This is a genomic window from Streptomyces sp. NPDC020875, assembly GCF_040641415.1.
In the GTDB taxonomy this organism is placed as follows: Bacteria; Actinomycetota; Actinomycetes; order Streptomycetales; family Streptomycetaceae; genus Streptomyces.
Genome location: NZ_JBFADP010000030.1, coordinates 58969 through 85706 on the forward strand (window position 1 = coordinate 58969; position 26738 = coordinate 85706).

Consider the following 26738-nt stretch of genomic DNA (forward strand, 5'->3'; position numbering starts at 1 on the left):
CGGTCAGCAGAGTCCGACGGTGACCGGGCCCCGGGCGGGATCCGCCGTCCGGATCGCCGAGGCGGGGACGACGGTCCACGGCACCCGCAGCACCCGGCCCGGACGGACGGTGCCGGGCAGCCGGTGCTCGGCGACGATCCGTCCGTCGTGGCGGACGACGAGCCGTGGAGCCGTCCGGAGTTCGTCGCTCCACAGCAGCAGCCTGCCGCCCGGTGGCGCCGGGTCGCCCGGGCGCAGCAGTCCGGGTACGACCCAGCGGAACGGCCGTTCCGCGAGCAGCCGGGCTCCCCCGGCGGCGGGTTCGGGGCCCGGGTCGGCGAGCCGGGCGGCGACCCGGTCGGCGACATGGCGCCCGTCGAGGGCCGCGGCGCCGGCGGTACCGGCGGGGTGGACCAGGTTCCCGGCGGCGAAGACGCCGGGGCGGCTGGTGCGCAGGGCCGAGTCCACGAGCGGGCCGAGGGTAGCGGGGTCGAGGTCGAGCGCGGCGGCGCGGGCTAGTTCGTGGTCGGGGATCCAGTCGCCGGTGAGGACGACGGTGTCGCAGGGGACGGTACGGCGGGCGCCGCTGTCGAGGTGCTCGATCTCGACGGCCTCGACCCGTCGGCGGCCGATGATCCGGACGACCCGGGCGCGGTGGGCCACGGGGGTCCCGAGGAGTGCGGTGGCACCGGCGGTGAACGCGGCGGGCGCCTCTTCGGCGCGGGCGCGGTCGCTGACCAGCAGGCCGACCCGGCAGCCCGCGCGGAGCAGGGTCAGGGCGGCGGACCAGCCGGCGGGTCCGGCGCCGACGACGACCGCGCGATCGCCGACGGGCAGGTGGCGGAGGCGGGCGGCGCGCCGGAGTTCCCCGCCGGTGAGGATCCCTTCGGGCCGGTCGCCGGGGACGAGCCGGGCGGCGCGGGAGCGTTCCCGGGCGCCGGTGGCGAGGACGATCGCCCGGGGCTCGACCCGGAACCGGCCGTCGGGGCCGGTGGCGTGGACGGCGTACGGGGCCCCGGAGCCGCCGCCGTCCGGGCCGTCGGCCCAGTCGGTGACGGTCGTCCGGGTTCTGATCACGGCTCCGGCCGCCTCGGCAGCCTCGGTGAGCCGCCGGGCGTACCCGGGGCCCGTGAGCAGGCGCCGCGGACCGCGTCGGCCGAAGCCGACGCGGTCGGTGTGGCGGGGCGCCCCTCCGGCCCCGGGTTCCCGTTCGAGGACGAGGACCCGGCCGGGGAGCAGAGGGGCGAGCGCGGTGGCGGCGCTCAGCCCGGCGGGCCCGCCGCCGACGATCAGGACGTCGGGGGTGAGTACGGGGAGGGCGGTGGCGGCGGGGTCCGCCGGGGGCCGGGTTCGGTTCATGGCCGGATCGTCACCTCGTCAGGGGAACCGCCGCCGCCGGACGCGGCGTCGCCGGGCGGGGCGGCGGAGGGGTCTTCGAGTGCGGGGGCCTCCCGGTCGGGCGCGCCGGTCAAAGGGGGCGGACCGGGTTGACCGGCTGCGGCGGCCGGGCCGGGGAGCGCGCGGGCGCACGCGGCCGTACAGCCGTGCCCCGTGATGTGGCCCGCGAGGAGCGCCCGTACGGCCGGACCGCAGGAGGAGCCCTGGCAGCGGCCGTTGAGGGCCCGGGTGCGGCGGCTCAGTCCGCCGATGGTGCGGGCGGGCAGCGGGGCGTGGCAGGCGTCCCTGATCTCCCCGGCCGTGACCCGCTCGCAGTAGCAGACGATCTCGCCGTAGGCCGGGTCGGCGGCGATCAGGCCGCCGTCCTGGTAGGGCCGGAAACCGCTCTCGCCGAGGTACGGCATGACCGGCGGGGCGGGAAGGTCCGTACGGACCGCCATGGCCGGACCGTTCGCGGCGAGCAGCTCGCGGACGTGTTCGGCGATCGCCATGCCCGCCGAGAGCCCGGTGGAGCGGATGCCGCCGACGAGGACGTACCGCCGGTCCGGGTCGGCCTCGATCAGATAGTCCGGGTGGCCGGTGACGGCGGCGCGCAGCCCGGCGTAGGCGGCGGTGATCTCCTCGTCGGCGGTGGCGGGCATCAGGGCCGCGCCCCTGGCGCGGAGGAAGGCCAGGCCGTCCTCGGTGGTGCCGGTCGCGGTGCGGTCGTCGAGGTCTTCGGCGGTGGGGCCGAGCAGGACGTTGCCGTAGACGGTCGGCGCGAGCAGTACGCCCTTGCCGAGGGCGGTGGGCACCGGCAGCACGATGTGGTTCACCAGCGGCCGGGCGGCCTTGTCGAGGACGAGGAGTTTGCCCCGGCGGGGGGTGACGGTGAACCGCTGGTGGCCGAAGAGGGCGTCGACGCGGTCGGCGCCGAGCCCGGCGGCGTTCACGGTCCAGCGGGTGCGGACCGGGCCCGCCGGGGTGTGCAGCACGGTGGTCCCGCCGTCGGTGGTGACGGCGGTGACGGGCCGGTCGAGGAGGATCGCGGTCCCCCGGGCGAGGGCGTCACCGGCGAGCGCCAGCACGGTGGTCCAGGGGCAGACGATTCCCTCGCCCGGGACGACGAGTCCGCCCCGGACGCCGGGGGCGAGGGCGGGCAGGGCCGCGTAGACCTCGCCGGGTCCGACGAGCCGGGTGTCGTGGCGGCCGTTGGCCTCGGCCTTCGTCCGGAGGGCGGGCAGGGCGGCGTACTCGGCGTCGGTCCTGGCGACGAGGACGGCGCCCGGGTACTCGACGGGGATCCCGGTCGTCCGGGCGTAGTCGGAGAGCAGTTCGTGGCCCCGGGCGACGAGCCGGGCCTCCAGGGTGCCGGGGGTGGCGTCGAACCCGGTGTGCAGGATCGCCGAGTTGGCCTTGCTGGTGCCGTCGCCGACATCGGACCGGGCCTCGACGAGGGCGACGGAGAGGCGGTGACCGGCGAGTTCGCGGGCGATCGCGGCGCCGACGACACCGGCGCCGATCACCGCCACGTCGTAGCCGGTGTCGCTCCGGGGGTCGCCGTGGCCGGGCGGCGGGGCGCTCATCCGGGGCCCCCGGCCCGGTGGAGTCCGCCGGTGCGGAGTCCGGCTTCGGCGACCGCCGTCCACACCCCCCGGAAGTGGGCCGCCCGGTCGTCGGACCATTCGGGTTCGTGGACGGCGGACGGCTGCCACTCGCCGACGGCTTCCCGCAGCCCGAGGCCGGGGTCGAGGGCCAGCCGGGCCAGGGCGGCGGCGCCGAGCGCGGTGGCGTGCGCCGACGGATAGACCTCCACGGGGATCCGGGCGAGATCGGCCTGGGCCTGCATCAGACTGCGGCTGCGGGTGAGTCCGCCGTCGGCCCGCAGCCGGGTCAGCGGGGCCCCGAGGTCGGCCGCGACCAGATCGCAGAGGCCGGCGACCTGGGCGGCGACGCCTTCGATCACGGCCCGCACCAGATGGCCGGGGCGGGTGGAGAGGGTCATCCCGGTGAGTGTCGCGGTGGCGTCGGGGCGCCACCAGGGGGCGGCGAGTCCGGCGAGGGCGGGGACGCAGAGGGTGCCGTCGGACTCGGCGGCGGCGACCGCGTCGAGATCACCGGCGGAGCGGACGAAGCCCAGGTCGGTGAGCCAGCGGACGGCGGAGGCGGCCGTGTAGACCTGTCCGTCGACGCAGTACGGGGTACGGCCCCGGGCCCGCCAGGCGACGGAGGTGGTGAGCCCGGAGGCGGAGCGGACCGCGGTGGTACCGGTATTGGCGAGGAGGAAGGCGCCGGTGCCGTAGGTGCACTTGGCCTCCCCGGCGTCCAGACAGCCCTCGGCGAGCAGCGCGGCCTGCTGGTCCACGACGATCCCGGCGACGGGCAGTTCGGGTCCGAAGGCGCGGGTGGTGCCGACGATCTCGTCGCAGGCCGCTATCCGGGGCAGGGGTTCGGCGGCCAGGCCGAAGAGGTCGACGAGTTCGGGGTCCCAGTCGGCCCGGTCGACGTCGAACAGCAGGGACCGGCTGGCGGTGGCGGCGTCGGTGACGAAGGCGCCGGTGAGCCGGTGCAGCAGCCAGCTGTCGACGGTGGTGACGACGCCGTCGGTGGTCAGGTTCCGGCGCAGCCAGGCCATTTTGGGGGCGGAGAAGTACGGGTCGAGGACGAGTCCGGTCCGGGCGGCGATCCGTTCGGCGTGGTCGGCGAGGCGGGCGCACTCGGTGGCGGCGCGCCGGTCCTGCCAGACGATGGCCGGGGTCAGCGGGTCGCCGGTGGCCCGGTCCCAGGCGAGGACGGTCTCGCCCTGGTTGGCGAGGGCGACGGCGTCGACGGGCCGCCCGGCTTCGGCCAAGGCCCGGCGGCCGGTGTCGAGGACGGAGTCGAGCAGGGCGGCCGGGTCCTGTTCGACCACGCCGCCGTCGGCGTAGCGCGGGCGGAGTTCGGCCTCGGCGAGGGCGAGCGGGCGGCCGGTGTCGTCCACGACGACCGCCTTGGTACCGGAGGTGCCCTGGTCGACGGCGAGGACGACGGTCATCGGCACGCGCCTCCCCCGCCACCGGACCCGGCGTGCTCCGGGCCGTTCGGCGCCCCGGGCCGGGCGGCGCCGTTCCCGCCGGGCGGCGGTCCCGGGGCGGCCCGTCGGCGGGTCAGCGGGGGTGCGGCGGGTCGTAAGGTCCGGGGGTTCACGGGGGCGGTTCCTTTCACGGGCGCCGTGGGCCGGGCGGCGCGGTCGGGGGCGGTTCACGGGCCGGACGGCGTACGGCCCCGAGGGCGCGGGCGGGGTGCGGGCGGCAGGCGGCAGGCGGCAGGGGGCTCGTCGGCGGGGCGGGCCGGTCGCCGGCGGCCGGGGCGTCAGGCCACCAGCACCTCGCAGCCCGTCTCCGCGACGGCGGCGACCAGCCGGGCCGCCGCCGAGTCGTCGGTGATGACTCCGGTGCACTCGGCGGCCGCGCAGACCCGGTATCCGGCCACCCGCCCCCATTTGCTGCCGTCCGCGACGACATAGCCGCGGGCGCTGTTGGCGAGGACGCGCCGTTTGGTGGCGATCTCCTCGTAGTGGAAGTCGGTCACCCCGGCCTTCGCGTCGATCCCGCCGGAGCCGAGGAAGGCGAGGTCGGGGTGGATCCCGGCGAAGAACCGTACGGTGTGGGGCCCCCAGCAGACCAGATCGCCGCCGCGCAGCCGCCCGCCGGGGAGGAGTACCCCGGCGTGCGGCAGTCCGGAGACCACCCGCGCCACCCGCAGGGACGGGGTGACGACCGTGCCCCGGAAGTCGCGGGGCAGGGCGTGGGCGATCTGGACGGCCGTGGTGCCGACGTCGATCACCACCATCTCCCCCGGGCCGACCAGGGCCGCCGCAGCCCGGCCGATCGCGGCCTCGGCGGCGGTGTACGAGGCGGTACGGTCGGCGAACGACGCCTCCTCGCCGCCGACCTGACGGACCACCGCGAGCGATGCCGCGCCGCCCCGGACGCGCCGCAGCACTCCGCGCCGCTCCATCCGGCCCAGATCGCGGCGGACGGTCTCGGCCGAGACCTCGAGCTGTCCGGCCAGGTCCTCGGTGCTGATGGTGCCGGCCCGGTCCACCACGGCGGAGATCCGGCGATGGCGCTCGGCGGGAAGCATCACGGCTCCTGACTGTCTCCGCCCGTATCCGACCGGGCCCGACGGGAAGTGTGGATTGCCGCCCGAACCCCGTCAAGGGCGCGGCCGGGCGTCGCACCGCTCGGCCTACCCGGGCCGGGACACGGCACACCCGCCCGGGGCCCTCCGCCGCCCGGTCCACGGCCCGGCCGCCCGAACTCGCATTCCCGGCAACCGCACCGCATTCCATGAGCGCTTTCTCATGAATTCATTGTCGAGGAATTCATTGACAGTCGCCGGGGCCACTCCTTACCGTCCCTGAAAAGCAACGCACGGAACTCTCCCCGACCCGGGGGGAATCCGATCCGACCGCTGCCCGAAGAGGTAGCGGCACCGTCCGAACCGGGGATGACCAGTACAAGGGAGAGGTAGAAATGGAGAGTCAACCGCCCGCCGACATCGTCGAGCAGATCCGGGACATTCCTTTCTATCGTGACGCTCTCAGTCGCGGCTGGTTTCCCGTACTGGGAAAGTCGGATATTTCCCGGGGTTTTCCGGACGGCTGGATGACGCCCCGGCTGAGGGCGGCGCTGGAGTCGGGCGAGGCGGAGTTCGCGTACGGCGGCGGAGCCGATCACGGCCGGACCAGGATCGTCCGGCCCGCGTCGTTCCCGCTGCGGTCGTCGTACCGGCTGTGGAGCGCCCACCCGGATCTCGCGCCGACCTGGCACCAGGGCTGCCGCCGGGTCTTTCTGACGTCCGTTCCGTCAACCGAGCCGGGGGTACGGGCCACCGGCGCGGTCGGCGGACGGACCGGCCCCCGGGGCGGCTCCCGGCGGCGGGGCGAATCACCCCGGGGGCCGGGGGCGGGCCGGCCGGACCGGCGGACGGTCCGGTTCGGCCTCCGGCTCGATCCGGAGCGCTGGGGCCGGGGCGATGTGGAGCACATGCTGGCGGCGATCCGCTCCGAGCAGCGCGCCCATCACCGCGGCTGGTACCACCTCGAATGCTCGGGCACCCGGCTGGCGCAGCTGGTGCGCAAGGCGCTCGCCTGGGGTCTGTGGGACCGTTTTCCCCGGCCGGCGACCGTCGTCACGGCGTACGAGTACACCCCGGTCAACGTCCGCCGCTATCTGGAGCGGCAGTTGGGCTGTCCGGTGGTCGAGCTGGTCGGCAGCGCCGATCTGGGCTGTCTCTACTACAGCGACAGCGGCGGGCGTTACCACCCGTTCCTGGACCGGCTGAGCGTGGAGCTGGTCCCGCTGGCACCGGGGACGAACAACGGGCTGCACGGTCTCGTCGTCACCAGTGTCCGCAATCCGTATATGCCGCTGATCCGCTACCGGCCGGGGCTGTGCGTACGGACCCTCGGCGGCGGCGCCGACCCGACCCGGGTGATCCGGCTCTGCGGCCGGGAGTCCGAGCTGCTGCCCACGGCCGGCGGCCCGGTGTCGCAGGGCGATCTCGACGACCGGCTGACGGCCGTCTCGTCCCGGATCTTCCTCAGCCAGCTCCGGACCACGGGCCCCCGGGAGGCCCGGCTGCTGTACACCACCTTCGACGGCGAACCGCTGGACCCGGCCCGGCACGAGGCGCTGACCGACTCGGTCGGCGATCTGACCGGGTCGCGGTGCGCGATCGAACACCGGGCCCGGATCCCGATCGGCGCCTGCGGTTCGTACACCTGGCTCGTCCGGGAGCGCTGACCCGGCGGGCCCTTCGGGACCGGCAGCGGTGCGACACCCGGGTCCGCCGTCTGCCCGCTGTCCGGCCCCGGGGTCGACGGGCACGCCCCGGGGCCGGACGCCTTCCCCTCCTCCGTACGGCCGTACCGGCCGAGCCCTGCCGACCCCGCCGTCAGCGGGCCGGTGAGGTCGGTCAGATCTGATCAGGTCAGGTCAGGTCAGGGGAACTGGCTCACGATGGTCGGATCGGTGATCGCCGTGTCGTCGGCCAGCAGCAGCGCCTTGGAGAGGATCACCGACAGCGTCCGGTCGCCCTCGAAGGGCAGATAGCCGGGGTCGGGCCCGGAACCGCCGGGCACGACGCAGAGGTACTGGTCGCCCGGACTCATCAGCACATTGCCCGAGCCGAGATGGATGCGGTAGGTCCGCAGATCGCCCCGGACCAGGAGGAAGCGGTCGTCGAAGGAGCACCGGTCGGCGAAGGCCAGCCGGGGGACGATCCGCTCCAGCAGCGCCTTGCGGGTGGCGGCGGTCCCGGTCAGCTCGCCGAAGCCGTACCGCGTCCAGTACTCCCGGAAGTGTCCCTCCGGCCCGCCGTCGGCCCACTCCGGGTCGTTGCCGACGCTGCTGACGCCGACGAAGAGATCGAGGTCCCGGAGGATCTCGCTCAGCACCAGCTCCGGTATCTCCGTCAGCGGCAGCGGGTCCACGGCGGCCCGGCCGTCTCGGAGCCACATCGTGTACGGCCCGCCGGAGCAGTGCGCGGTGTTGCCCGGGGCGTCGAGGGGATAGAAGCGGAGCTGGTCGGTCCGCAGGCGGGTGTACGTCCCGCTGTCGAGGAAGTCGCCGGGCCCCGGGGTCGGGCCCGCGTCGGGCCCGATCCAGAGTTCGGCCCGCAGCCCCCAGCGGGGCAGCTCCCGTACGGCGGGCGGGCAGACGTCGTCCACGACGAGCCGGAGCTTGTTGCGCCAGCCGCGGATCGCGGCCAGGGCGTGGAACTGGTGCTGGCGGAGGATGTGCGCGGCGTACCGGTTGGAGTAGGTGCGGGTGGTCTCCTCGGCTGGGGTGAGCGGATAGATCTCGCGGTGGGCCTGTTTGAAGGGCTGGGTGATCCGCAGCTCCTCGATCCTGGCCCGCCAGGCCGCGGTTTCGGCGGGCGGCCGTCCGATCGGGTGCCAGAGCCCGACCTCGGCGTCCGGGGCGGGTTCGACGGGGCGTCCGTCGGCGGTGCTCAGTCCGGTGCCGTCCCAGACGGCGGATTCGTCCCCCACGGTCCAGATCAGCCGGCGGGCGAGGGTGCCGACGAGCGGATGGTCGAGCAGCCGTTCCCGCCAGGGGCCCCAGCTCCACACCCGGCGGGCCAGGAACTGCCGGTCGAGCCGTTCCGCCTGGGCGGTGAGCATCCGGTCGGCGTCCTTGGCGCGGGCCTTCAGCTCCTTCACCGTCTCCGAGTGGTCGCGGCGGACCGCGGCGGGCACCCCGCGCAGCCGCTTCCCGGCGGTGTCGTGGAAGGCGAGCACGGTCCGGTTGCCGTGGATCTCCAGCCGGGCCGTGTGGTCGCCGACCGGATACTCTCCCGTGCCGACGGCGGTCAGCCCGTAGTCGGGGACGGCCAGTTCCTCGATCTCGTCCCGGCCGATGCCGAGGGCCTCGGCCCGGCGGTCCAGGGCGGTGCCGATCATCCTGACGGTGGGTTTGTGGGTCGTCCTGGTGGCGAGCCGGGCGAGTTCCCCGAGGGCCTCGGGGCCCTCGGCGCGGGCCAGGGCGACCACGGCGGCGCCGGCCACCTTGGCGCTGCCGGGTCCGGCGCCGGGGACCTTTCTCAGCGCAGCTTCGGTGAGGGAACCGAGGGCGCGCGGGATGTCGGGGTGGGCGGGCAGCAGGGAGAGCAGCCAGGCGAGTCCGCGCAGGGCGTCGGCGTTGTAGGGGTCGAAGACGAGATGATTCGGCATGTCCGCGCCTTCGAGGGGGAAGGTGCGCGGCCGTCCGACGAGGGCCAGCCAGCCGACCACCGCGGTACGGACGGTGTCGGCGCCGCCGGCCGCTTCGACGGCGGCGCGGGCGGCCCGGTCCCATTTCGCGGTCGGCTTGCCGGCGGTGGCGGTCAGGGCATGGACCACGACGGGCCGCAGGGCTTCCTCCGCCAGCGCCTGTTCGGCCCACTGCTCGCCGACGTTCAGCGGGGGGACGCCGGGGGTCCGCCCGGCCAGGTGGTTCAGCTCGGCGACCTCCGGGTCGGCGTAGGTCAGCAGGAAGCTGCGGCGGATCGTCGCCCAGACGGCCGGGGGCACGGTCCGGCCTTCGGCGATCTCGGCCGAGATGAGGTCGGGGTGGTACAGCCCGCCCCACCAGAGGTCCAGCCGGCCGCCGAGCCGGGCCACGGCGGCGGCCCGTTCGGCGGCGAGCGGGGGTTCGGGGAGGTCGTGGCCGAGTCTCAGCGCCCGGAGCAGCAGCAGGAAACGGTCGTGCGGGTCGCCGTCGGTCTCCGCCGCGTACCGCGCGGCGAGATGGCGGGTGAGGACGGCCCGGTCCTCGGGCGGCAGTCCGTGGAGATGGTCGAGGGCCGCCTTGACGTCGATACCGTTGAACTCCGCGGGACGGTCGAGGGCGTCCAGGGCGTCCACCAGGTAGCCGTCGGCGATCATGCGAGCCAGCTTGCGCATCCCGGTCACCCCCCGACCAGGGGGACGAGCCGGAGGAAGACGACCTCGGTACCCGGACGGAGTTCCACCTCGTCGTCGAGACCGGTCAGCTGACGCTCCGCCACCAGGACCAGGAACCCGTTCCGTTCGAAGGCGCGCAGGGCGGCCGCGGTCTCCGCCTCGGGATCGGGAGCGGGGGCGGGGGCGGAGCCGTTGTACGGGCGTGGCCGGACGGCGCTGCCCGCGCGCGCCTCCGCGACCTCCTGGAAGACCCGCCGCCGGATCAGCTCGCGCAGCGCGAGCCGTTCCTCGAAGATCTCCACACCCCAGCCGTCGCTCCGGTCCCCGGAGGTCGTCTCGTCGACGAAAGTCACCAGTGCCATAGCCGCGACAGTAGGCGCGGCCACTGACAATCACCGGAAGCCACAGGTCAGGTGGGGTGCTATGGTGACCGCGTACCGCATCTCATGGCGGCCTCCCATTCGATGACCGATCTTCGGAGGCCCTGTCGTGTCTTCTTCCGACATTCATGAACACCCCTCTCCCGCGCCCCGGGTGCGTTTCTTCCACCGCGAGGACCGCGATCAGCTGACCGCCCTGGTCAACGCGCATGCCGCCGCCGTCGTCCCCGGTGCCGGGGTCTCGGTGAACACCGTCCTCAGCGGTCTGGAGCGCTGCCCCGAGGAGTACGTCACCGATCCGTGGGTGGCCGAGCGGGTCACGCTGGTGGCGGAGGTACGGCGGCGGATCGTCGCCGCGGCCCATCTGCTGCGCTACCGCGACGAGCCGGACGTCGGCGGCGACTACCGCGACACCGGCCATGTCGAGTGGTTCGTCCATGTGCCGTCGGACGGCGACGGGGCCGCGGCGCTGCTGATGCCCGCCGCCCTGGCCCAGCTGGACCGCTGGCGCGTCCGGGCCCGCCACGCCGACGGTCGTCTCCCGGTCCCGGGGGTGTACGGCGTCCCGGACGCCTGGCCGCATGTGCGGGCGGTGTTCGAGGCGGCCGGCTTCGTCCACACCGGCGGGGTCGAGGCCCTGTTGCTGGCCCGGGTCGACCAGCTGCCCGAGCCCGGACCGGCTCCGCTGCCGGGGCTTGCCGCGCACCGGTCCCTGGGCCCGCTCGGAACCAGGATCACCGCAGTGGCGGACGGTGCGCCGATGGCGTACATCGAACTGGACACCCATCTGGACCGGCCCGAGCGGCACGCCCGGCCGGGCGGCACGGCGGACATCGCCGATCTCGTCCTGCCCGACGAGCCCGTTCCGGGGCTCGCGGAATGGCTGCTGGGCGAGGCCCGCGGCTGGCTCGAACTGTCCGGGGTGGACCGGCTGCTGAGCTACGCGGACCCGGACGACACCGATGACACCGAGGAGATCGCCCTGCTGACCGGGCTCGGCTTCACGGAGCTGGGCCGGACGGCCCGGGGCTGGACGCACCGGGCGGCCTGACCGGATCGCCCCGGACCGGTGTCCGGCACCGGCGGCCGGGTGCCCGGACCGGCGTACGGCCGGTGTCCGGACCGCGCCTCCGGGTCGGCCGTACGGCTCCGGACGCCGCTCCGCCCTCCGGGTGTCCCGGGCCCGCCACGGCCCGGGACACCCGCACCACATCCGGCGCCGCGCACCCCAGGTGCGCGGCGCCGACCCCGTACATCCCCGCGTCAGCCCTCGCGCCGCGCCCCGCCCGGCCCGAAGGCCAGCGCCGCCGTCGCGGTGACCAGCTGGTCCAGGGCGCGCCGGGTCGCCGGGCCGGGGCCGGTGCCCTGGACGACGGCGCCCAGGCACAGCCCGTCCAGGCCCGAGAGCAGAAACGCCGCCAGCTCCTCGGGCGGTACCGCGTACTCCTGGCCCCCGCGCCGGGCGATGTCCCGCAGCACCCCCGCCGCCACATCGGCCAGGCTCCGGTGGTACCGCTCCACCACCTCACGGAGTTCCGGGGTCCGCAGGGAGAGGACGACCAGTTCCAGCCAGAGCAGATTCAGCTCGGGGCGGTCGCTGAGGTCGGCCCAGATGGTGTCGACGGTGAGCCGCAGCGCCTCTTCGAGGCCGTCGGCGCCCTCGATGGCCTGCCGGACCCCGGCGAGCAGATCGCCGGTGAGGGTCTCCAGCACGGCCCGGTACAGATCGGCCTTGGTCCCGAAGGTGTAGTGGACGGTCGCCTGGGCGACCCCCAGCTCGGCGGCGATCGCCCGGGTACTGCCCGCGGCGACACCTTCGCGGGCCATCAGCTCGATGGCCGCGGCGATCAACTGAGGACGGCGCTCGGCCGCGGTGACATGAGCCATACCGGCCAGTATAGGGATTCGGTCAATCACTCACGTCGAGCGACTTTGTCACTTGACCAAGTCATGCGTATGGTTGCTGGGGACAGCACACGGAACGCATCGAGGGGCAGACCATGAAGCCGACAGCACCCCGCCCGACCGTCCCCGGCACAGGCATAGGCACCGGCACCGGCACCGGCGGTACGGCCGGCGTTCCCGAGCGCGGCCGGCTGCCGGTGCTGGGCCATACCCTGAGCGTGCCGGTCGACTCCTTCATCCAGTACGCGATGCGGGAGGCCAGGGCCCTCGGCCCGATCTACAACCTGCGCTTCTTCGACCAGGACAACTGGATGGTCTCCGGCGGGGACCTGGTCGCCGAGCTGTGCGACGAGACCCGGTTCCGGAAGACCCCGGAGCCGCTGGCGACGGTCCGCGAGTTCGCCGGGGACGGACTCTTCACCGCCTTCGGCGACGAGCCCAACTGGCGCAGGGCGCACAACATCCTGCTGCCCGCCTTCGCCTTCGACTCCCTGAAGGCGTACCACCCGGTGATGGTGACGGTGGCCCGGCGGCTGCTGGCGAAGTGGGACGCGACCGCCGGGGCGCCGGTGGACGTCGCCGAGGACATGACCCGGCTCACCCTCGACACCATCGGACTCTGCGGCTTCGGCTACGACTTCGGCAGCTTCGGCCGGTCCGACCGGCACCCCTTCATCACCGCCATGGTCCGCGCGCTGGACCACGCCCAGCGGAAGACGGCCTTCCTCCCCGGCCTCGACCTGCTCTACGCCCGCGCCGAGAAGCGGCAGCGGGCCGATGTCGCCACAATGAACCGGCTGGCGGACGAGATCGTCCGGGCCCGGCGCGCCGGGACGGCCGCCGACGACCCGAGCGGCCTCGGCGACCGCGATCTGCTCGGCCTGATGCTCCACTCCACCGACAAGGACACCGGGGAGCGGCTGGACGACACCAATATCCGCTACCAGATGCTGACCTTTCTGATCGCCGGTCACGAGACCACCAGCGGCGCGCTCTCCTTCGCTCTCTACTACCTGCTGAAGAACCCGTCCGTACTCGCCGCGGCCCAGGCCGAGACCGACGCGCTCTGGGGGACGGAGCCGGATCCCGACCCTTCGTACGAGGACGTCGGACGGCTGGCCCTGCTCCGCCGGGTGCTGGACGAGAGTCTGCGGCTCTGGCCCACGGCGCCCGCCTTCGCCGTCGAGCCCCTGGCGGACACCGTCATCGGCGGACGGCACCGGGTACGGGCCGGACAGCCGCTCACCGTCCTGACCCCGATGCTCCACCGCGAACCGGGCTGGGGCGACAACCCCGAACTGTTCGACCCGGACCGCTTTCTGCCCGGGGCGGTGGAGCGCCGCCCCGGCCATCTCTACAAGCCGTTCGGCAACGGCGAACGGTCCTGCATCGGCCGCAGGTTCGCCCTGCACGAGGCGACCCTGCTGCTCGGTCTGATCGTGCACCGCTACCGACTGCTCGACCAGGACGACTACCGGCTGAGGATCAAGGAGACCCTGACCCTCAAGCCCGACGGCTTCACCCTGACCCCGGTCCGCCGCGAGCCCGCCGAGCGGGCCCGGGCCGCGACCGCCCCGGCCGCCGGGACCGGGGAAGCGGCGCCCGGCCGGGCCGTACCCGAGGGACTACGGGCCCCGGGTACGACCCTGACCGTGCTCTACGGCTCCAACCTCGGTACGTCCCGGGGGCTCGCCGCCGAACTGGCCGACCAGGGCGCCCGCCACGGCTTCCGCCCCGCCGTCGCCCCGCTCGACGACGCCGTGGAGGCCCTCGACCCCGCCGACCCCGTACTGATCGTCGCCTCCTCCTACAACGGCCGCCCCACCGACGACGCCAACCGCTTCCTGGCCTGGCTGGAGACGGACCCGGCCGGGCTGACCGGGCTGCCGTACGCCGTCCTGGGCGCCGGGGACCGCAACTGGGCCGCGACCTACCAGCGGATCCCGGCCCTGATCGACGAGCGGCTGACCGCCGCCGGGGCCGTCCCCCTCGTCGGACGGGCCGCCGTCGACGTCTCGCACGACGTCACCGCCGAGGTCGCCGCCTGGGGCGACGGGCTCTGGACGGCCCTGCTGGAGCGGTACGGTGTCCCCGCCGCCGAGGCCGGGGAGCCCAGGACCGCCGGGACCCGCCACACCGTCGCCGACGCGCCGGACGGCGCCCCCGGCGACGTACCGGAGGCGGACGGCCTGGTGCCGCTGATCGTCACGGAGACCCGGGAACTCACCGACACGGCCCATCCGCTGGGCCGCTCCAAGCGCTTCCTGTCGCTCCGGCTTCCGACGGGCACCACCTACCGGACCGGCGATCATCTCCTGGTACGGCTGGCGAACCCGGACGCGCTCGTGGAGCGGACCGCCGGAGCGCTGGGACTGGACCCGGACCGGGTCGTCGTCCTCGGCGCGGGGACCGAGGGGCGGCCGGCCCTGCCGCTGGACCGGCCGATGACCGTCCGGACCCTGCTGACCCACTTCGTCGAGCTGGGGCGGCCCGCGACCGCCCGGCAGGCTGCGGCCCTCGCCGCGCACACACCCTGCCCGCCGGAGCGGGCGGCCCTCCAGTCGTACTTCCCCGGCGGGGACACCGTCCCGGATCTGCTGGCCCGGCACGCCTCGTGCCGCCCCGGTCTCGCGGAGCTGCTGGACGTCCTCGGCCCGGCGCCCACCCGCTACTACTCCGTCTCCTCCTCCCCCGCCGTCGCCCCCCGCGACGCCGATCTGATGGTCGCCGCCCAGCCGGTGCCGCACCGCGACGGCGAGGGCACCTTCCTCGGCGCGGGCGCCGCCCTGCTCGCCGGTCTGGAGCCCGGTGACACCCTCTACGGCCGGGTCTCGCCCTGCCGGGACGACTTCCGGCTCCCCGACGACCCGGGCGTCCCGGTGATCGCGGTGGCCGCGGGCACCGGCCTCGCGCCCTTCCGGGGCATGATCGCGGACCGGGCCTCGGCGACCGCGTCCCCCGGGCGGGCGCCGATGCTCTGCTACCTCGGCTGCGACCACCCCGACGTCGACTATCTGCACCGGGCCGAGCTGGAAGCCGCCGAGGCGGCGGGGGCCGTCGCCCTGCGGCCCGCCTTCTCCCGGGCGCCCGGCACCGGCGACCCGGACCACGAGGTGCGGTACGTCCAGCACCGGCTGGCCCGGGAGTCGGCCGAGATATGGGCGCTGCTCAGCTGTGGCGCGCATATCCGGGTCTGCGGCGACGGGCGGGCGATGGCACCGGCCGTACGGGACGCCCTGCGGGCGATCCACGCGGAGCACACCGGTACGGGGCCGGAGGCGGCGGAGACATGGCTGAGCGGTCTGATGGCCGAGGGGCGTTACGTGGAGGACGTCTGGTCCGGGTGAGCCGGGGAGGCGGGTCCCGGGACCCGCCTCCCGCGCCGTACTGCCGCCCCGAATCTGGTATACCGAATACCAGGCATGGTCGGTATCGCGGACGAGGGAGCAGGTCATGAGTGACGGCCGGACCGGCGGCGAACCCGGCGCCGACACGATCGGCGGCGCCCATCTGTCCCTGCGGGACCAGGTGTACCGAGAGGTACGGGAGCGGATCATCGACGGCCGGCTGCCGTCCGGGCGGCGGATCGTGGAACGCGAGCTGGCGGAGGAGCTGGGGGTGTCCCGGGTCCCGGTCCGCGAGGCCCTTCAGCGGCTGGAGTCGGAGGGGTTCGTCGCCGTCTCGGCCCGCCGGGGAGCGTTCGTCGCCCCGTTCGGCCCGGCCGAGGCGGCGGATCTCTTCGACATCCGGGAGCGGCTGGAGGCCCTGGCCGCGGCGCTGGCCGCCGTCCGGGCCGACGCGGCGGGGCTGCGCGTCCTCGAAGGGCTGCTGGCCCGGGCCCGGCAGGCCGCCGGGAACGCGCGTCGCACCCGGGAGCTGGCCTCGGTCCACGCCGATTTCCACCGGCAGATCGTCGTCCTGGCGGGCAATCCGCTGCTGCTGAATCTGATGGCCCCGCTCGACGGCAGGCTGCGCAGACTCTTCGGCCTGACCACGGAACCCGCCGACGGTACGGCCATGTGCGGGGAGCACGAACTGCTGTACGCGGCGATCCGGGACGGGGACGCGGCGGGGGCCGAGCGCATCGCCCGGGAGCATGTGGCCGGGACCCGGGCGGCGGCGATGCGGCTGCTCGGCCCGGCGGAACCGGCGCACCCCACGGCCGGGGCCGCGCCGTCCGGACCGTCCGGGCCGGATCACCCCCCGGAGCCCTGACCCCGCCCGCCCGTACGGCGGCCGGGCGGGCGACGTACCCGACGCCTCCGGCCCCGTAGGAAACCCCTCAAGTCCCTTGCATCCCTCTCGCATTCCGCTGAACCGAGGAGCACACCGGCTCATGGCCCCGCACACCCCCGTCCTGTTCACCGCCGTCCGGACCGCCGACGGGCGGCTCGTCGATCTGCTGACGGCCGACGGCCGGATCAGCGCCGTCGGCCCCGCGCCCTCGGACGGGCCGCCCGCCGGGTGCGTCACCGTCGACGCGGGCGGCGCGCTGGCGCTGCCGTCGCCCGTGGACGCCCATATCCACCCGGACAAGACGACCTGGGGCGGGCCCTGGCTGAGCCGGGAGCCCGCGCACTCGCTCCGGGACCTGATCGAGGGCGATGTCCGGGCCAGGTCGCGGGTGCCCGGTTCGGTCGCCGAGCGGTCGGGGGCGCTGATGGACACGGCCGTCGCCCACGGGACGCGCGCGATGCGGGCCCATGTCGACGTGGCGCCGGTGTACGGACTCTCCGCCGTCCACGGCGTCCGGGCGGCGGCGGACGCGCGGGCGGACCTGCTCGACGTCCAGGTGGTGGCCTTCCCCCAGCTCGGCCTGGTCAGCAGGCCCGGCACCGCCGAACTGCTGACCCGGTCCCTGGCCGAGGGCGCGGACGTGCTCGGCGGCCTCGATCCGGTGGGGGTCGACGGCGACCGGGACGGCCAGCTCGACTTCCTCTTCGGTACGGCCGTCCGCGCGGGCGTCCCCCTCGACATCCATCTCCACGACGGCAACCCGGACGGGGTGCGGCAACTCACGGAGATCGCCCGCCGGACGGTCGACGCGGGGCTGGAGGGCCGGGTGACGGTGAGCCACGCGTTCTGCGTCGCGGATCTCACCGGGGACGAACTGGCCGCCACGGCCCGGCTGCTCGCGGAGTCCGGGATCGCCCTGACCACCTGCGCCCTGGGGGCCGATCCGGTGCTCCCGACGGCGGCGCTGACGGGTTATGGGGTGCTGGTCGCCGCGGGCTCCGACGGGGTGCGCGACGCGTGGTCGCCGTTCGGCGACGGCAATATGATCAACCGCGCGCATCTGCTGGCGTACCGTACCGACGCCCGGACCGACGACGAACTCGTCGCCTGCTACGACGTGGTGGCCCAGGGCGGGGCGGCCCTGCTCGGGCTGGAGCCGTCCCGGCTCGCGGTGGGCGATCCGGCCGACTTCGTCCTGGTGGGCGCGGCCTCGGTACCGGAGGCCGTGGTGGACCGGCCGGTGCCGCGCTTCGTGGTCCGCGGCGGCCGGGTGATCGCCCGCGACGGCCGGCTGACGGTCTGACGGACCGGACCGGCGGGGCGGCAGGGCGGGGACCGGTGGCGGAGCGCGTCCGGCTCAGGCCGCGCCGGGCGGCCCGCCGGTGCCCGGGGTCCGTACGGCGTCGAAGGCGGCGGTGAACCAGCGGACGGCGGCCTCCGTCACCCGGTCGAGTGCGCCCGGTTCCTCGAAGAGATGTCCGGCGCCGTCCACGACGAGCAGGGCGCTCTCCCCGCCGAGCCGCCGTCGCGCCCGCCGGTTCAGCTCCAGTACGTGCTCGTCGGCGCCGCCGACGACGAGCAGGGTGGGGGCTGTCACGGCGGGCAGCCGCTCATCGGCCAGATCGGGGCGCCCGCCCCGGGAGACCACGGCGGCGCACCGGCCGCCGGATCCGGCGGCGGCCCGGAGCGCGGCGGCGGCACCAGTACTTGCGCCGAAGTAGCCGTACGGCAGCCGCGCGGTGTCCGGGCGGGTGAGCAGCCAGCGGGTGGCGGCGGTGAGCCGGTCCGCGAGGAGCGGGGTGTCGAAGACCTTCGCCCGGTCCCCGGCCTCGGCCTCGGTGAGCAGGTCGAACAGCAGGGTGCCGAGGCCGGATCCGGCGAGTCCGGCGGCGACCCGGCGGTTGCGCGGGCTGTTCCGGCCGCTGCCGCTGCCGTGGGCGAAGAGGACGATGCCCGGCGCGTCGGGCGGTACGGTCAGCCGTCCGGCGAGCAGACCGTCCCCCACCGGGATCCCGACCTCCGAGCCGCCCGGTCCGTCCGCTTCATCCCATTGGCCCATCTCCGCCAACGTACGCCCGGGAGTCCGTCCTCGCATCCGCCGCCACGCCGGGATGAGGTATCACTCGCGGGCGCCGGTACGGCCGCCGAGCGGTCGGCCGTGGCCGGGTCGGCGCTCTGCGGTGGCATCGGGGCCGCCGGTGGCGTCCGGGATGGCGTACGGCCGGGATTCGGAGCCGCCCCGCGCCCACAGCAGGGCCCCGGCCAGCAGGGCGGCGCCCGCCAGGGACCACGGGAGCGGGCCCGGCGGAAGGACGGTGACGATCAAGCCGGTGAGGGCCGCGGTCAGTTGCAGGGCGAGTGACTGGACCGACAGGGCGGTGGCCCGGCCCGTACTGGAGACGCGGCGGTGGAGGAGGTCGTTCTCGTTCGGGCCCGTCGCGCCGAGACCGAGGTAGACCAGGCCGTATCCGACAGCGGCGAGGGCGAGGGCGAATGCCCCGGGGAGCGCCGTGGTGACCCCGAGCAGCAGCAGTCCGGCGGCGCTGGTGGTGAGGCTCGCGGCGATCGCGCGCTCGCCGCCGCCGGTACGGCGGGCGGTCAGTGGTGCGAGGTGGGCGCCGACGGCGGCGCAGGCGAAACCGGCACAGGCGAGGGCGGCGAAGAGGACCGCGCCCGACTCCGGGGCGCCCGTGAGATCGGCGGCCCGGCCCGGGGTGAGAAGTTCGGCGGTGGCCAGGGCGCTGCCCGCGGCACCGGCGCTGACGAGGACCCGGCGGACCAGGGCGTCGCGCCCGCCGAGCCGGAGCCCGCCCGCGACCGTGGCCGGGACGTCGCGCAGGACGTGCCGGAGGGGGGTCGGCGGGCGGGGTGGCTCGGGCAGGGCGGAGAGGGCGTAGGACACGAAGGCGATCTCGACCGCGGCGCCCAGCAGCAGGGGTACGGAGAGCGGGAGTACGAGGCCCGACGTGGCCTCGCCCAGTCGTGCCCCGAGTTCGGGGGCGAGCCCGATGAGCCAGGGCAGGGCGCCGCCGGTGAGGGTGCCGACGGCGAGTGCGGCATCGGTGGCGGTGGCGCCCCGGGCCAGGCCGGTACGGAGTTCGGCGTCGGGCCCGGCGTGGGCGTGGACGGTGTCGACGTACCAGGCTTCGGCGGGTCCGCTGGACAGGGCCCGGGCGGCGCCCATCAGGGCCATGCCGAGTCCGAGGAGTACGGGGGTGGTGCCCAGGCCGAGGAGGGTGAGGGCCGCGAGGTTCAGCAGACCGGCGGCGGCGAGGACGTTTCGGCGGCCGATGACGTCGGAGAGCCCTCCGGTGGGCAGTTCGAGGGCGGCGGTGGTGAGGGAGTGCGCGGCGAAGAAGCCCGCGACGGCCGTCATGGCCATGCCGCGTTCGGTGAGGAGCAGGACGAGGGGGGCGATGCTCAGCCCGAGGGGAAGCCAGAACAGGGCGCTGACGGTGGCGTACCGGCGGCGCGCGGCGCGTTCGTCGAGCGTCATCGCGGGGGCTCGGCCTCGGTTCCGGGCGCGCGTGGCGCCAGCGGCAGCCCGGCGGTGAGGAACATGACCTGTACGGCGCGCGGATCGGCGGCGTCGCGGGCGGTCAGCTCGGCCAGGGTCCGGTCGATCATCCCCAGGAGTTCGGTGAGGGACTCGGGGGTCAGCCGGGGCATCAGATCGCTGATCCCGGACGGCTCCACCCACTCCCGGCCGAGTCGTCCGCCGGCCAGATCGGCCTCGTGCTGTACGAGCGATGCCTCCAGGTGTGCGATCTGGGCCCGGCGTGTCGCGGTGACGTAGGCGCGGCTTCCGGCCGTGGCCTCCATGGCCTCGTTACTCCAGGAGGTCACGGCGTGCACCGCCCGCCACCGCCGCTCGCGCCCGTCGCGGTGCTCGGCCTCGGCGACGAACCCGTACTTCGCCAGTACCCGCAGGTGGTAGCTGGTGGACGCGGACGACTCCCCGGTCCTGACCGCCAGCTCACTGGCCGTCGCGGGCCCGTCCTGCCGGAGGTGGCCGAGCAGGCGGATCCGGAGCGGATGGGTCAGGGCCTTGAGCGCGGCGGCGTCCCGCTCGGGATCGAGGACGCGGTCCGGGGCGTCCGGGTCACGTCGGCTGCGCTCGTTCTCCTGGTCACCGGCCATGGCGGAAGCGTAGGCCGATCCGGAGAGCTTTCCAAAGAGATTTTTGCAAAATTTATTATGGAGTATGTCTCATCCCGCTCCTCAGGCCCGGCTTCCGTCGGAGGTCCGGCGCGCCGCGCGGGCCAGGCAGTCCACGACCTCCGCGTCCGTCGTCTGCTCGAAGTCCGCGTAGAACTGGCCCACCGCGGAGAAGGCCGCCGGGGTCAGCGGGCAGACCAGTTCGTCGGCCTCGTCCCCGAGCAGCCCGGTCCAGCCCGGGGGTGCCACGGGGACGGCGAGTACCAGACGCTCTGCGCCCCTGGCCCGGGCGATCCGGCAGGCGGCCCTGGCGGTGGAGCCGGTGGCCACGCCGTCGTCGACCACGACGGCGGTACGGCCGCGCAGCGGCTCGGGTCGGCGGGCGCCCCGGTAGAGCCGGGCCCGGCGGGCCAGGACCGCCCGTTCCCGTTCCTCGGCCGCCGCGAGCTGGTCGTCGGTGATGCCGCCCAGCCGGATCACCCGTTCGTTGACGACCCGGACACCGTCCTCGCCGATCGCGCCCATGGCCAGTTCGGGCTGGAAGGGGACGCCCAGCTTCCGGACCAGGCAGATGTCGAGGGGCGCGTCGAGCGCCTCGGCGACGGGGGCGGCGACGGGGATACCGCCGCGTGGCAGCCCCAGCACCACGACCGGTTCCCCGGCCAGGTGCTGGAGCAGGGGCGCAAGGTACCGGCCCGCTTCGTGGCGGTCCCGGTAGTACTCGGGAGACGCTGTGTGCTCGGCCATGGTCCCGCTCCCCTCGTACGCCGGGGCCCGTCGCACGGGGCGCCCTGCGGTGGCACACCGCGGGCCCGGGGACCGTTGTGATCATTGTGACTCGCGGGGCGGGGGTGGGGCCAGGGCGGGTTTCGGGACTTTCGAAACACGCCCTGGATGTGGCGGTCCGCCGGGCGGCACGGGGGTGATTGTCAGTGGCGTCCGGCACGATCGAGGGGTGACGATCTCTTCGGATATCAGGGGCTATTGGGACGCGGCGGCGGCCGGGTTCGACGACGAGCCGGACCACGGGCTGCGCGCCGGGCCCACCCTGCGGGCGTGGACGGACCGGCTGGCGTCCTGGCTGCCGTCCGGCCCCGGTGACGTACTGGACATCGGCTGCGGCACCGGCTCGCTGACGGCGTTGGCGGCCGGTGCCGGGCATCGGGTCACCGGGGTGGACCTGTCGCCCCGGATGATCGCCCTGGCCCGGGCGAAGCTGGCCGCGGCCGGGCTCCCGGCCCGGTTCCTCGTGGGGGACGCGGCCGATCCGCCGACCGGCGACACCCGGTTCGACGCCGTGGTCTGCCGCCATCTCGTCTGGACGCTCCCCGATCCGCCGGCCGCCCTGAGCGGCTGGGTGGAGCGGCTGCGGCCCGGCGGGACGCTCGTGCTCGTGGAGGGCCACCGACGGCAGTCCGGCGGCGATACGCCCTATGTCACCGGCGCCGGGACGCTGCCCTGGTACGGCGGTATCGGCGCCGACGCCCTCGTGGCGGCGGTCCGGCCGCTGGTGACCGGGGTCCGTGTGGAGGATCTGGCCGGGGATCCCCTGCTGTGGGGCAAGGAGGTGACGGACGAGCGGTACGCCGTGATCGCCCGGGTCTGACCGCCCCCCGGCGCCGGGGCCGTACCGGCGGATGCCGTACGGGCCCGGCGGGTGCGGCCCGGGGTTCGGCGCCCCGTCCCGGGTCAGGACTCCGGGAGTTCCGCGCGGACCCGCCGGGAGGGGCTGAAGGTGTAGAGGTCGAGGACGTCGGGCGGGTCGGCGAGACCGGGACCGCCGTTCTCGATCCAGGCGGCGATGTCGCCGGTGGCGTCCGGGTCGTTGACGAGGCCGAGCCAGACCGGGCGGCCGCCGGCCCTGCGGCCGTCGGCCGACGGCTGGACGACGACGACATTGGCCTGCTCGCAGACGTCGAGGCAGTCGGTGACCCGGACGGTGGCCCGGTCCGCCAGCGCCGTACGCAGCTCCCGCAGTTGGGCCGCGTGGTCGATGCCGGGGATCTTGGGGGTGCCGCAGCAGCAGCCCCGGCACACGGTCACGGTGGGGCGTATCGCGCCCGGGGCGGCTGCGGCGCTGCGCGAGCGTTTGCTCATCCGGTCTCCTCGGCGGGGTCGGTCCGGGCCGTGTCGCGTATGGACGCGGCCCGGGGAGTCCGCACGATGATCGCAGAGCCCCGGGGCCCGCCGATGCCCGGGTCGGCGGAAAAGCGCCGGTCAGACGCCCGAAGGCCGGGCCGCCGGGCCGTCCCCGGTGGATCGGCGGTCCGGTGCCGATCCACCGCCGCCGGGCGGGACAGCCGTGGCGCTCCGGCCGAAAGCGCCGCCCGGAGCCGCCGCCCGGAGCCGGTCGCCCCGTATCCGGGTTCCGGCGGGGCGGGGTCCGGCCCGCCGCCCTCCGGGGCGCTCCCGGCTCCGTCGCCCCGCCGGACCGGGCTATGCGCGGGGCAGCAGTCCGGGCAGCTCGGCCAGTAGTCCGGCGATCCGGTCCCGGGGGATTCCGCCGCCCTGGGCGAGTTCGGCCGATCCGCCGCCCCGGCCCGAGAGCAGCCTTTTGACCAGGGCCGACGCATGGAGTCCGGTGTCGACGGCGGGCCGGTTGAGGGCGAGGACGAGTCCGCCGGCGCCGGTGGCGACGGCCACGGCGCCCGGCTGTCCGGCGGGGAGCCGGTCGCGGACGGCGAGGGCCAGGGCGCGGGCCTCGTCGGGGGTGCCGTCGACGGTGGTGGTGACGACACGGGTGCCGTCGGCTTCGACGGCACCGGCGGCGAGTTCGGCCGCCCTGGCCTCCGTGGCGCGGGCCTTGAGCCGTGCGTTCTCCTGGTCGGCCGCCTTCAGCCGGTCCAGCAGTCCGGCGATCCGCTCCGGCAGTTCGGCCCTCGGGGCGCCGAGCTGTTCGGCGATCCGGGAGACCAGGTCGCGTTCGCGGGCCAGATAGCCGAAGCCCTCCACCCCGACGGCCGCCTCCAGCCTGCGCATTCCGGCGCCGACCGACGATTCCGCGGTGAGGGCGACGGTACCGATCTGCGACGCGTGCTCGACATGGGTGCCGCCGCACAGCTCGCGCGACCAGGCGCCGCCGATCTCGACGACCCGGACCTTCTCGCCGTACGTCTCGTCGAAGAGGGCGAGGGCGCCCAGCTCCTTGGCCTCGGGGAGGGTCATCCAGCGCACTCCGACCGGCAGGTCACGGCGGAGCGCCCGGTTCGCTGCCTCCTCGATCTCCCCGCGGACGGCGGTGGAGAGCGCGCCGCGCCAGGGGAAGTCGAGCCGGAGATGTCCCGGCCGGTTGTACGAGCCGGACTGGAGGGCCGTCGGGCCGAGGATCTCCCGCAGGGCGGCGTGCAGGACATGGGTTCCGGAGTGGGCCTGGCGGGCGCCGAGCCGCCACTCGGGGTCGACGGCGGCCACCACGGGGTCACCGGCGGCGAGTTCACCGGCCGTGATCCGGAGCTGATGGGCGACCAGGCCGGGCAGGGGGCGCTGGACGTCGAGGACCTCCGCCTCGGCGGACGAGCCGGAGATCCGTCCGGCGTCGCTCTCCTGGCCGCCGGACTCGGCGTAGAACGGGGAGCGGTCCAGCACGGCGGTGACGATCTCGCCCTCGCGGGCGGCGGTCACGGGTCCGGCCGGGCCGATGAGTCCGAGGACCCGGGATTCGGTGGTGAGAGTCTCCCAGGCGCGCCAGTCGGTCGGGCCGTGGGCGTCCAGCAGGGCGCGCAGCGCCGTGGTGTCGGCCGTTCCGCCGGACTTACGGGCCCGGGCGTCGGCCCTGGCCCGTTCCCGCTGGGCGTTCATCAACGCGGTGAAGCCCTCGCGGTCGACCTCGACGCCCTGCTCGGCGGCCATCTCCAGGGTGAGGTCGACGGGGAAGCCGTAGGTGTCGTGGAGGAGGAAGGCGCGGTCTCCCGGCAGGACGAGTCCGCCGTCGGCCTTGACCTTCGCGACGGCGGCGTCGAGGACGGTGGTGCCCTGGCGGAGGGTGGTCCGGAAGGCGTCCTCCTCGCCGTAGGCGCGGTCGGCGATCCGCTCGTAGTCGATGGCGACCTCGGGGTAGCCGGGGGCCATCAGATCGCGGGCGACGGGCAGCAGCTCGGGCAGGGCCGGGTCCTGGTAGCCGAGCTGCCGCATGGCGCGGACGGCGCGCCGGACGATCCGCCGCAGGACGTAGCCGCGGCCCTCGTTGCCGGGGGTGACGCCGTCGGAGAGCAGCATCAACGCGGTCCGGACGTGGTCGGCGACGACCCGGAGCAGGATGTCGGGCTCGGGGGCGGCGCCGTAGCGTACTCCGGCGAGTTCGGCGGCCCGGTCCAGGACGGGCCGGGTCTCGTCGGTCTCGTAGAGGTTGTCGACGCCCTGGAGGAGGGTGGCCATCCGCTCCAGGCCCATTCCGGTGTCGATATTGCGGCGGGGCAGTTCGCCGAGGACGGGGTAGCCGGTCTTGCCGGGGCCCTCGCCGCGTTCGTACTGCATGAAGACGAGGTTCCAGAACTCCATGTAGCGGTCCTCGTCGACCGCCGGGCCGCCTTCCCGGCCGAGGGCCGGGCCCCGGTCGTAGTACAGCTCCGAGCAGGGCCCGCAGGGTCCGGGGACGCCCATGGACCAGAAGTTGTCCTCGTCGCCGCGGTCCACGATCCGGGCGTCGGGCAGACCGGCGACCCGGCGCCAGACGGCCCTGGCCTCGGTGTCGGAGTGGTGGACGGTGACCCAGATCCGGTCGGGGTCGAGCCCGTATCCGCCGTCCGCGACGGGGCGGGTGGAGAGGTCCCAGGCGTAGGCGATGGCCTCGTCCTTGAAGTAGTCCCCGAAGGAGAAGTTGCCGTTCATCTGGAAGAAGGAGGCGTGCCGGGTGGTCTTGCCGACCTCCTCGATGTCGAGGGTGCGGACGCACTTCTGCACACTGGCCGCCCGGGGCCACGGCGGGCTCTGCTCGCCGGTGAGGTAGGGCTTGAACGGCACCATCCCGGCATTGACGAACAGCAGGGTGGGGTCGGGGGTGGGCAGCGGTGCGCCGGGGACGACGGTATGGCCGCGGGCGGCGAAGAAGTCCAGGAATCGGGTGCGGATGTCGGCGGTGCGCACGGTGTGCTCCGGGGGTCTCGGGCGGGCTGGCGGGGAGTGCGGCGGGGACGGGGCCCGGAGTCCGGTTACCCGGTGGGCGACCGGACGTCCCACGGCTCACGCCGCGGGTGTCCACACCCCCGCGGCCGCCGGGTGGAGGGCCGCGTACTCCAGCGGGGCGGAGGGGTCGATGGAGACGCCGAGCCGAGCGGGTGAGGCGCCCGCGCGGACCAGCAGATCGCCGACGGCGGCGATCATGGCGCCGTTGTCGGTGCAGAGGGTCATCGGCGGCACCCTCAGCTCCACCCCGGCGGCGGCGCAGCGTTCCTCGGCGAGGGCCCTGACCCGGGAGTTCGCGGCGACCCCGCCGACCACGACCAGGGTTCCCACCTCGTACGCCCGGCAGGCGGCCAGGGCCTTGCGGGTGAGGACGTCGGCGACGGCCTCCTGGAGCGAGGCGGCGCCGTCGGCCACGGGCAGGTCGTCACCGGCGATCCGGTGCTTCTCGGCCCAGCGGGCGGCGGCGGTCTTCAGACCGGAGAACGAGAAGGCGTACGGATCGTCCTTCGGGCCGGTCAGCGGGCGCGGGAACGCCACCGCGCGGGGGTTTCCCGCGCGGGCGGCCCGATCGATCGCGGGGCCGCCCGGATAGGGCAGTCCGAAGACCCGGGCGACCTTGTCGAAGCACTCGCCCGCCGCGTCGTCGACCGTATCGCCCAGATGGAGGATCGGGTCCCGCACCAGATCGCGGACGAGCAGCAATGAGGTGTGCCCGCCGGAGACGATCAGGACCACGCACGGATCGGGGAGCGGGCCGTGCTCCAGGGTGTCCGCGGCGACGTGTCCGGCCAGATGGTGGACGCCGTAGAGGGGGACCCCGGCCGCGTAGGCGAGCGCCTTGGCCCCGGCGAGACCGACCTGGAGCGCCCCGGAGAGCCCGGGGCCGGTGGTCACGGCGACGGCGTCGAGGTCCGACAGCCGCAGCCCCGCCTGGTCCAGGGCCTCCCGGACCACGGGGGTGAAGGAGTGCAGATGCGCGCGGGCGGCGATCTCCGGCACCACCCCGCCGTACCGGGCGTGCTCGGCCATGCTCGATGCCACGGCATGGGCCAGCAGCCGCCCCTCCGACACGATCCCGGCACCGGTCTCGTCGCACGACGACTCGATCCCCAGCACGATGCGTCCTCGCGCCATCATCACTCCCTCGGCCA

At 75.1% G+C, this 26738-nt stretch carries 18 protein-coding genes and 2 pseudogenes; 6 read left to right on the forward strand and 14 right to left on the reverse strand.

Translation table 11 applies throughout. The features are described from left to right. Positions 1 to 3: 3 nt before the first annotated feature. From AB0G74_RS18960 to AB0G74_RS18975, 4 genes are all read right to left on the reverse strand, one after another. A complete protein-coding gene (locus AB0G74_RS18960; protein ID WP_361147575.1) occupies positions 4 to 1338 on the reverse strand; it encodes an FAD-dependent oxidoreductase in 1335 nt (444 codons plus the stop codon). Next, complete coding sequence (locus AB0G74_RS18965) at positions 1335 to 2942, reverse strand: NAD(P)/FAD-dependent oxidoreductase (RefSeq protein WP_361147578.1); 1608 nt, start codon at positions 2940 to 2942, stop codon at positions 1335 to 1337. The genes AB0G74_RS18960 and AB0G74_RS18965 overlap by 4 nt, the downstream gene beginning before the upstream one ends. Beyond that, positions 2939 to 4390 (reverse strand): FGGY family carbohydrate kinase, encoded by a 1452-nt coding sequence (locus tag AB0G74_RS18970; protein WP_361147581.1) that lies wholly within the window; start codon positions 4388 to 4390, stop codon positions 2939 to 2941. Before AB0G74_RS18970 ends, AB0G74_RS18965 begins: the two co-directional genes overlap by 4 nt. Positions 4391 to 4707: 317 nt before the next feature. After that, a complete protein-coding gene (locus tag AB0G74_RS18975; protein WP_361147584.1) occupies positions 4708 to 5481 on the reverse strand; it encodes a DeoR/GlpR family DNA-binding transcription regulator in 774 nt (257 codons plus the stop codon). A 392-nt stretch (positions 5482 to 5873) separates the two neighbouring features. Here AB0G74_RS18975 and AB0G74_RS18980 point away from each other — a divergent pair, with 392 nt between their 5' ends. Next, positions 5874 to 7145 carry a hypothetical protein gene (locus tag AB0G74_RS18980; RefSeq protein ID WP_361147587.1) on the forward strand — a complete coding sequence of 424 codons (1272 nt, stop codon included), beginning with the start codon at positions 5874 to 5876 and terminating at the stop codon, positions 7143 to 7145. A gap of 197 nt (positions 7146 to 7342) precedes the next feature. On the opposite strand, the gene AB0G74_RS18985 is transcribed toward AB0G74_RS18980, so the two are convergent. Further along, on the reverse strand, positions 7343 to 9787 hold the full coding sequence (locus AB0G74_RS18985) for a DUF4132 domain-containing protein (RefSeq protein WP_361147590.1): 2445 nt from the start codon (positions 9785 to 9787) through the stop codon (positions 7343 to 7345). A 5-nt stretch (positions 9788 to 9792) separates the two neighbouring features. Continuing rightward, the gene (locus AB0G74_RS18990) at positions 9793 to 10149 is read right to left on the reverse strand and encodes a hypothetical protein (protein ID WP_361147592.1); all 357 of its coding nucleotides are present in this window, start codon (positions 10147 to 10149) and stop codon (positions 9793 to 9795) included. A 172-nt stretch (positions 10150 to 10321) separates the two neighbouring features. Here AB0G74_RS18990 and AB0G74_RS18995 point away from each other — a divergent pair, with 172 nt between their 5' ends. Continuing rightward, positions 10322 to 11218, forward strand: coding sequence for an N-acetyltransferase (locus AB0G74_RS18995; protein ID WP_361147595.1), 897 nt, complete (start codon positions 10322 to 10324; stop codon positions 11216 to 11218). Positions 11219 to 11430: 212 nt separating this feature from the next. Here AB0G74_RS18995 and AB0G74_RS19000 read toward each other — a convergent pair whose 3' ends face one another. Next, positions 11431 to 12054 (reverse strand): TetR/AcrR family transcriptional regulator, encoded by a 624-nt coding sequence (locus tag AB0G74_RS19000; RefSeq protein WP_361147598.1) that lies wholly within the window; start codon positions 12052 to 12054, stop codon positions 11431 to 11433. A gap of 113 nt (positions 12055 to 12167) precedes the next feature. On the opposite strand from AB0G74_RS19000, the gene AB0G74_RS19005 reads away from it, so the two are divergent. The 3 genes from AB0G74_RS19005 (at position 12168) to AB0G74_RS19015 (ending at position 17611) form a co-directional block, all read left to right on the forward strand. Next, a complete protein-coding gene (locus tag AB0G74_RS19005; RefSeq protein ID WP_361147601.1) occupies positions 12168 to 15419 on the forward strand; it encodes a cytochrome P450 in 3252 nt (1083 codons plus the stop codon). Between the two features lie 106 nt (positions 15420 to 15525). Then, on the forward strand, positions 15526 to 16287 hold the full coding sequence (locus AB0G74_RS19010; RefSeq protein ID WP_361147605.1) for a GntR family transcriptional regulator: 762 nt from the start codon (positions 15526 to 15528) through the stop codon (positions 16285 to 16287). Positions 16288 to 16408: 121 nt separating this feature from the next. Continuing rightward, complete coding sequence (locus AB0G74_RS19015; RefSeq protein WP_361147608.1) at positions 16409 to 17611, forward strand: amidohydrolase; 1203 nt, start codon at positions 16409 to 16411, stop codon at positions 17609 to 17611. A gap of 54 nt (positions 17612 to 17665) precedes the next feature. Here AB0G74_RS19015 and AB0G74_RS19020 read toward each other — a convergent pair. The 4 genes and pseudogenes from AB0G74_RS19020 to AB0G74_RS19035 all read right to left on the reverse strand — a co-directional run. Beyond that, positions 17666 to 18298: pseudogene (locus AB0G74_RS19020) on the reverse strand (alpha/beta family hydrolase); the annotation flags it as partial. A gap of 129 nt (positions 18299 to 18427) precedes the next feature. Further along, positions 18428 to 19804: an MFS transporter gene (locus AB0G74_RS19025; RefSeq protein ID WP_361147610.1), complete on the reverse strand. Its 1377-nt coding sequence runs from the start codon at positions 19802 to 19804 to the stop codon at positions 18428 to 18430. Beyond that, a complete protein-coding gene (locus tag AB0G74_RS19030; protein ID WP_361147613.1) occupies positions 19801 to 20448 on the reverse strand; it encodes a helix-turn-helix domain-containing protein in 648 nt (215 codons plus the stop codon). Before AB0G74_RS19030 ends, AB0G74_RS19025 begins: the two co-directional genes overlap by 4 nt. Positions 20449 to 20556: 108 nt before the next feature. Then, positions 20557 to 21213: pseudogene (locus AB0G74_RS19035) on the reverse strand (phosphoribosyltransferase family protein); the annotation flags it as partial. A 208-nt stretch (positions 21214 to 21421) separates the two neighbouring features. Here AB0G74_RS19035 and AB0G74_RS19040 point away from each other — a divergent pair. Further along, positions 21422 to 22072 (forward strand): class I SAM-dependent methyltransferase, encoded by a 651-nt coding sequence (locus AB0G74_RS19040; protein WP_361147616.1) that lies wholly within the window; start codon positions 21422 to 21424, stop codon positions 22070 to 22072. An 83-nt stretch (positions 22073 to 22155) separates the two neighbouring features. On the opposite strand, the gene AB0G74_RS19045 is transcribed toward AB0G74_RS19040, so the two are convergent. The 3 genes from AB0G74_RS19045 to tsaD form a co-directional block, all read right to left on the reverse strand. Then, a complete protein-coding gene (locus AB0G74_RS19045; RefSeq protein ID WP_361147619.1) occupies positions 22156 to 22563 on the reverse strand; it encodes a (2Fe-2S) ferredoxin domain-containing protein in 408 nt (135 codons plus the stop codon). 339 nt (positions 22564 to 22902) lie between these two features. Beyond that, positions 22903 to 25548 carry an alanine--tRNA ligase gene (gene alaS / locus AB0G74_RS19050; RefSeq protein ID WP_361147621.1) on the reverse strand — a complete coding sequence of 882 codons (2646 nt, stop codon included), beginning with the start codon at positions 25546 to 25548 and terminating at the stop codon, positions 22903 to 22905. 96 nt (positions 25549 to 25644) lie between these two features. After that, a complete protein-coding gene (gene tsaD / locus AB0G74_RS19055) occupies positions 25645 to 26721 on the reverse strand; it encodes a tRNA (adenosine(37)-N6)-threonylcarbamoyltransferase complex transferase subunit TsaD (protein WP_361147624.1) in 1077 nt (358 codons plus the stop codon). Between the last annotated feature and the right edge of the window lie 17 nt (positions 26722 to 26738).

Excerpts from the sequence above, each read along its gene's own strand:
- AB0G74_RS18960 (WP_361147575.1), bottom strand. The coding sequence starts at position 1,338 with ATGAACCGAACCCGGCCCCCGGCGGACCCCGCCGCCACCGCCCTCCCC.
- AB0G74_RS18965 (WP_361147578.1), bottom strand. The coding sequence starts at position 2,942 with ATGAGCGCCCCGCCGCCCGGCCACGGCGACCCCCGGAGCGACACCGGC.
- AB0G74_RS18970 (WP_361147581.1), bottom strand. The coding sequence starts at position 4,390 with ATGACCGTCGTCCTCGCCGTCGACCAGGGCACCTCCGGTACCAAGGCG.
- AB0G74_RS18975 (WP_361147584.1), bottom strand. The coding sequence starts at position 5,481 with ATGCTTCCCGCCGAGCGCCATCGCCGGATCTCCGCCGTGGTGGACCGG.
- AB0G74_RS18980 (WP_361147587.1), top strand. The coding sequence starts at position 5,874 with ATGGAGAGTCAACCGCCCGCCGACATCGTCGAGCAGATCCGGGACATT.
- AB0G74_RS18985 (WP_361147590.1), bottom strand. The coding sequence starts at position 9,787 with ATGCGCAAGCTGGCTCGCATGATCGCCGACGGCTACCTGGTGGACGCC.
- AB0G74_RS18990 (WP_361147592.1), bottom strand. The coding sequence starts at position 10,149 with ATGGCACTGGTGACTTTCGTCGACGAGACGACCTCCGGGGACCGGAGC.
- AB0G74_RS19000 (WP_361147598.1), bottom strand. The coding sequence starts at position 12,054 with ATGGCTCATGTCACCGCGGCCGAGCGCCGTCCTCAGTTGATCGCCGCG.
- AB0G74_RS19005 (WP_361147601.1), top strand. The coding sequence starts at position 12,168 with ATGAAGCCGACAGCACCCCGCCCGACCGTCCCCGGCACAGGCATAGGC.
- AB0G74_RS19010 (WP_361147605.1), top strand. The coding sequence starts at position 15,526 with ATGAGTGACGGCCGGACCGGCGGCGAACCCGGCGCCGACACGATCGGC.
- AB0G74_RS19015 (WP_361147608.1), top strand. The coding sequence starts at position 16,409 with ATGGCCCCGCACACCCCCGTCCTGTTCACCGCCGTCCGGACCGCCGAC.
- AB0G74_RS19025 (WP_361147610.1), bottom strand. The coding sequence starts at position 19,804 with ATGACGCTCGACGAACGCGCCGCGCGCCGCCGGTACGCCACCGTCAGC.
- AB0G74_RS19030 (WP_361147613.1), bottom strand. The coding sequence starts at position 20,448 with ATGGCCGGTGACCAGGAGAACGAGCGCAGCCGACGTGACCCGGACGCC.
- AB0G74_RS19045 (WP_361147619.1), bottom strand. The coding sequence starts at position 22,563 with ATGAGCAAACGCTCGCGCAGCGCCGCAGCCGCCCCGGGCGCGATACGC.
- tsaD (WP_361147624.1), bottom strand. The coding sequence starts at position 26,721 with ATGGCGCGAGGACGCATCGTGCTGGGGATCGAGTCGTCGTGCGACGAG.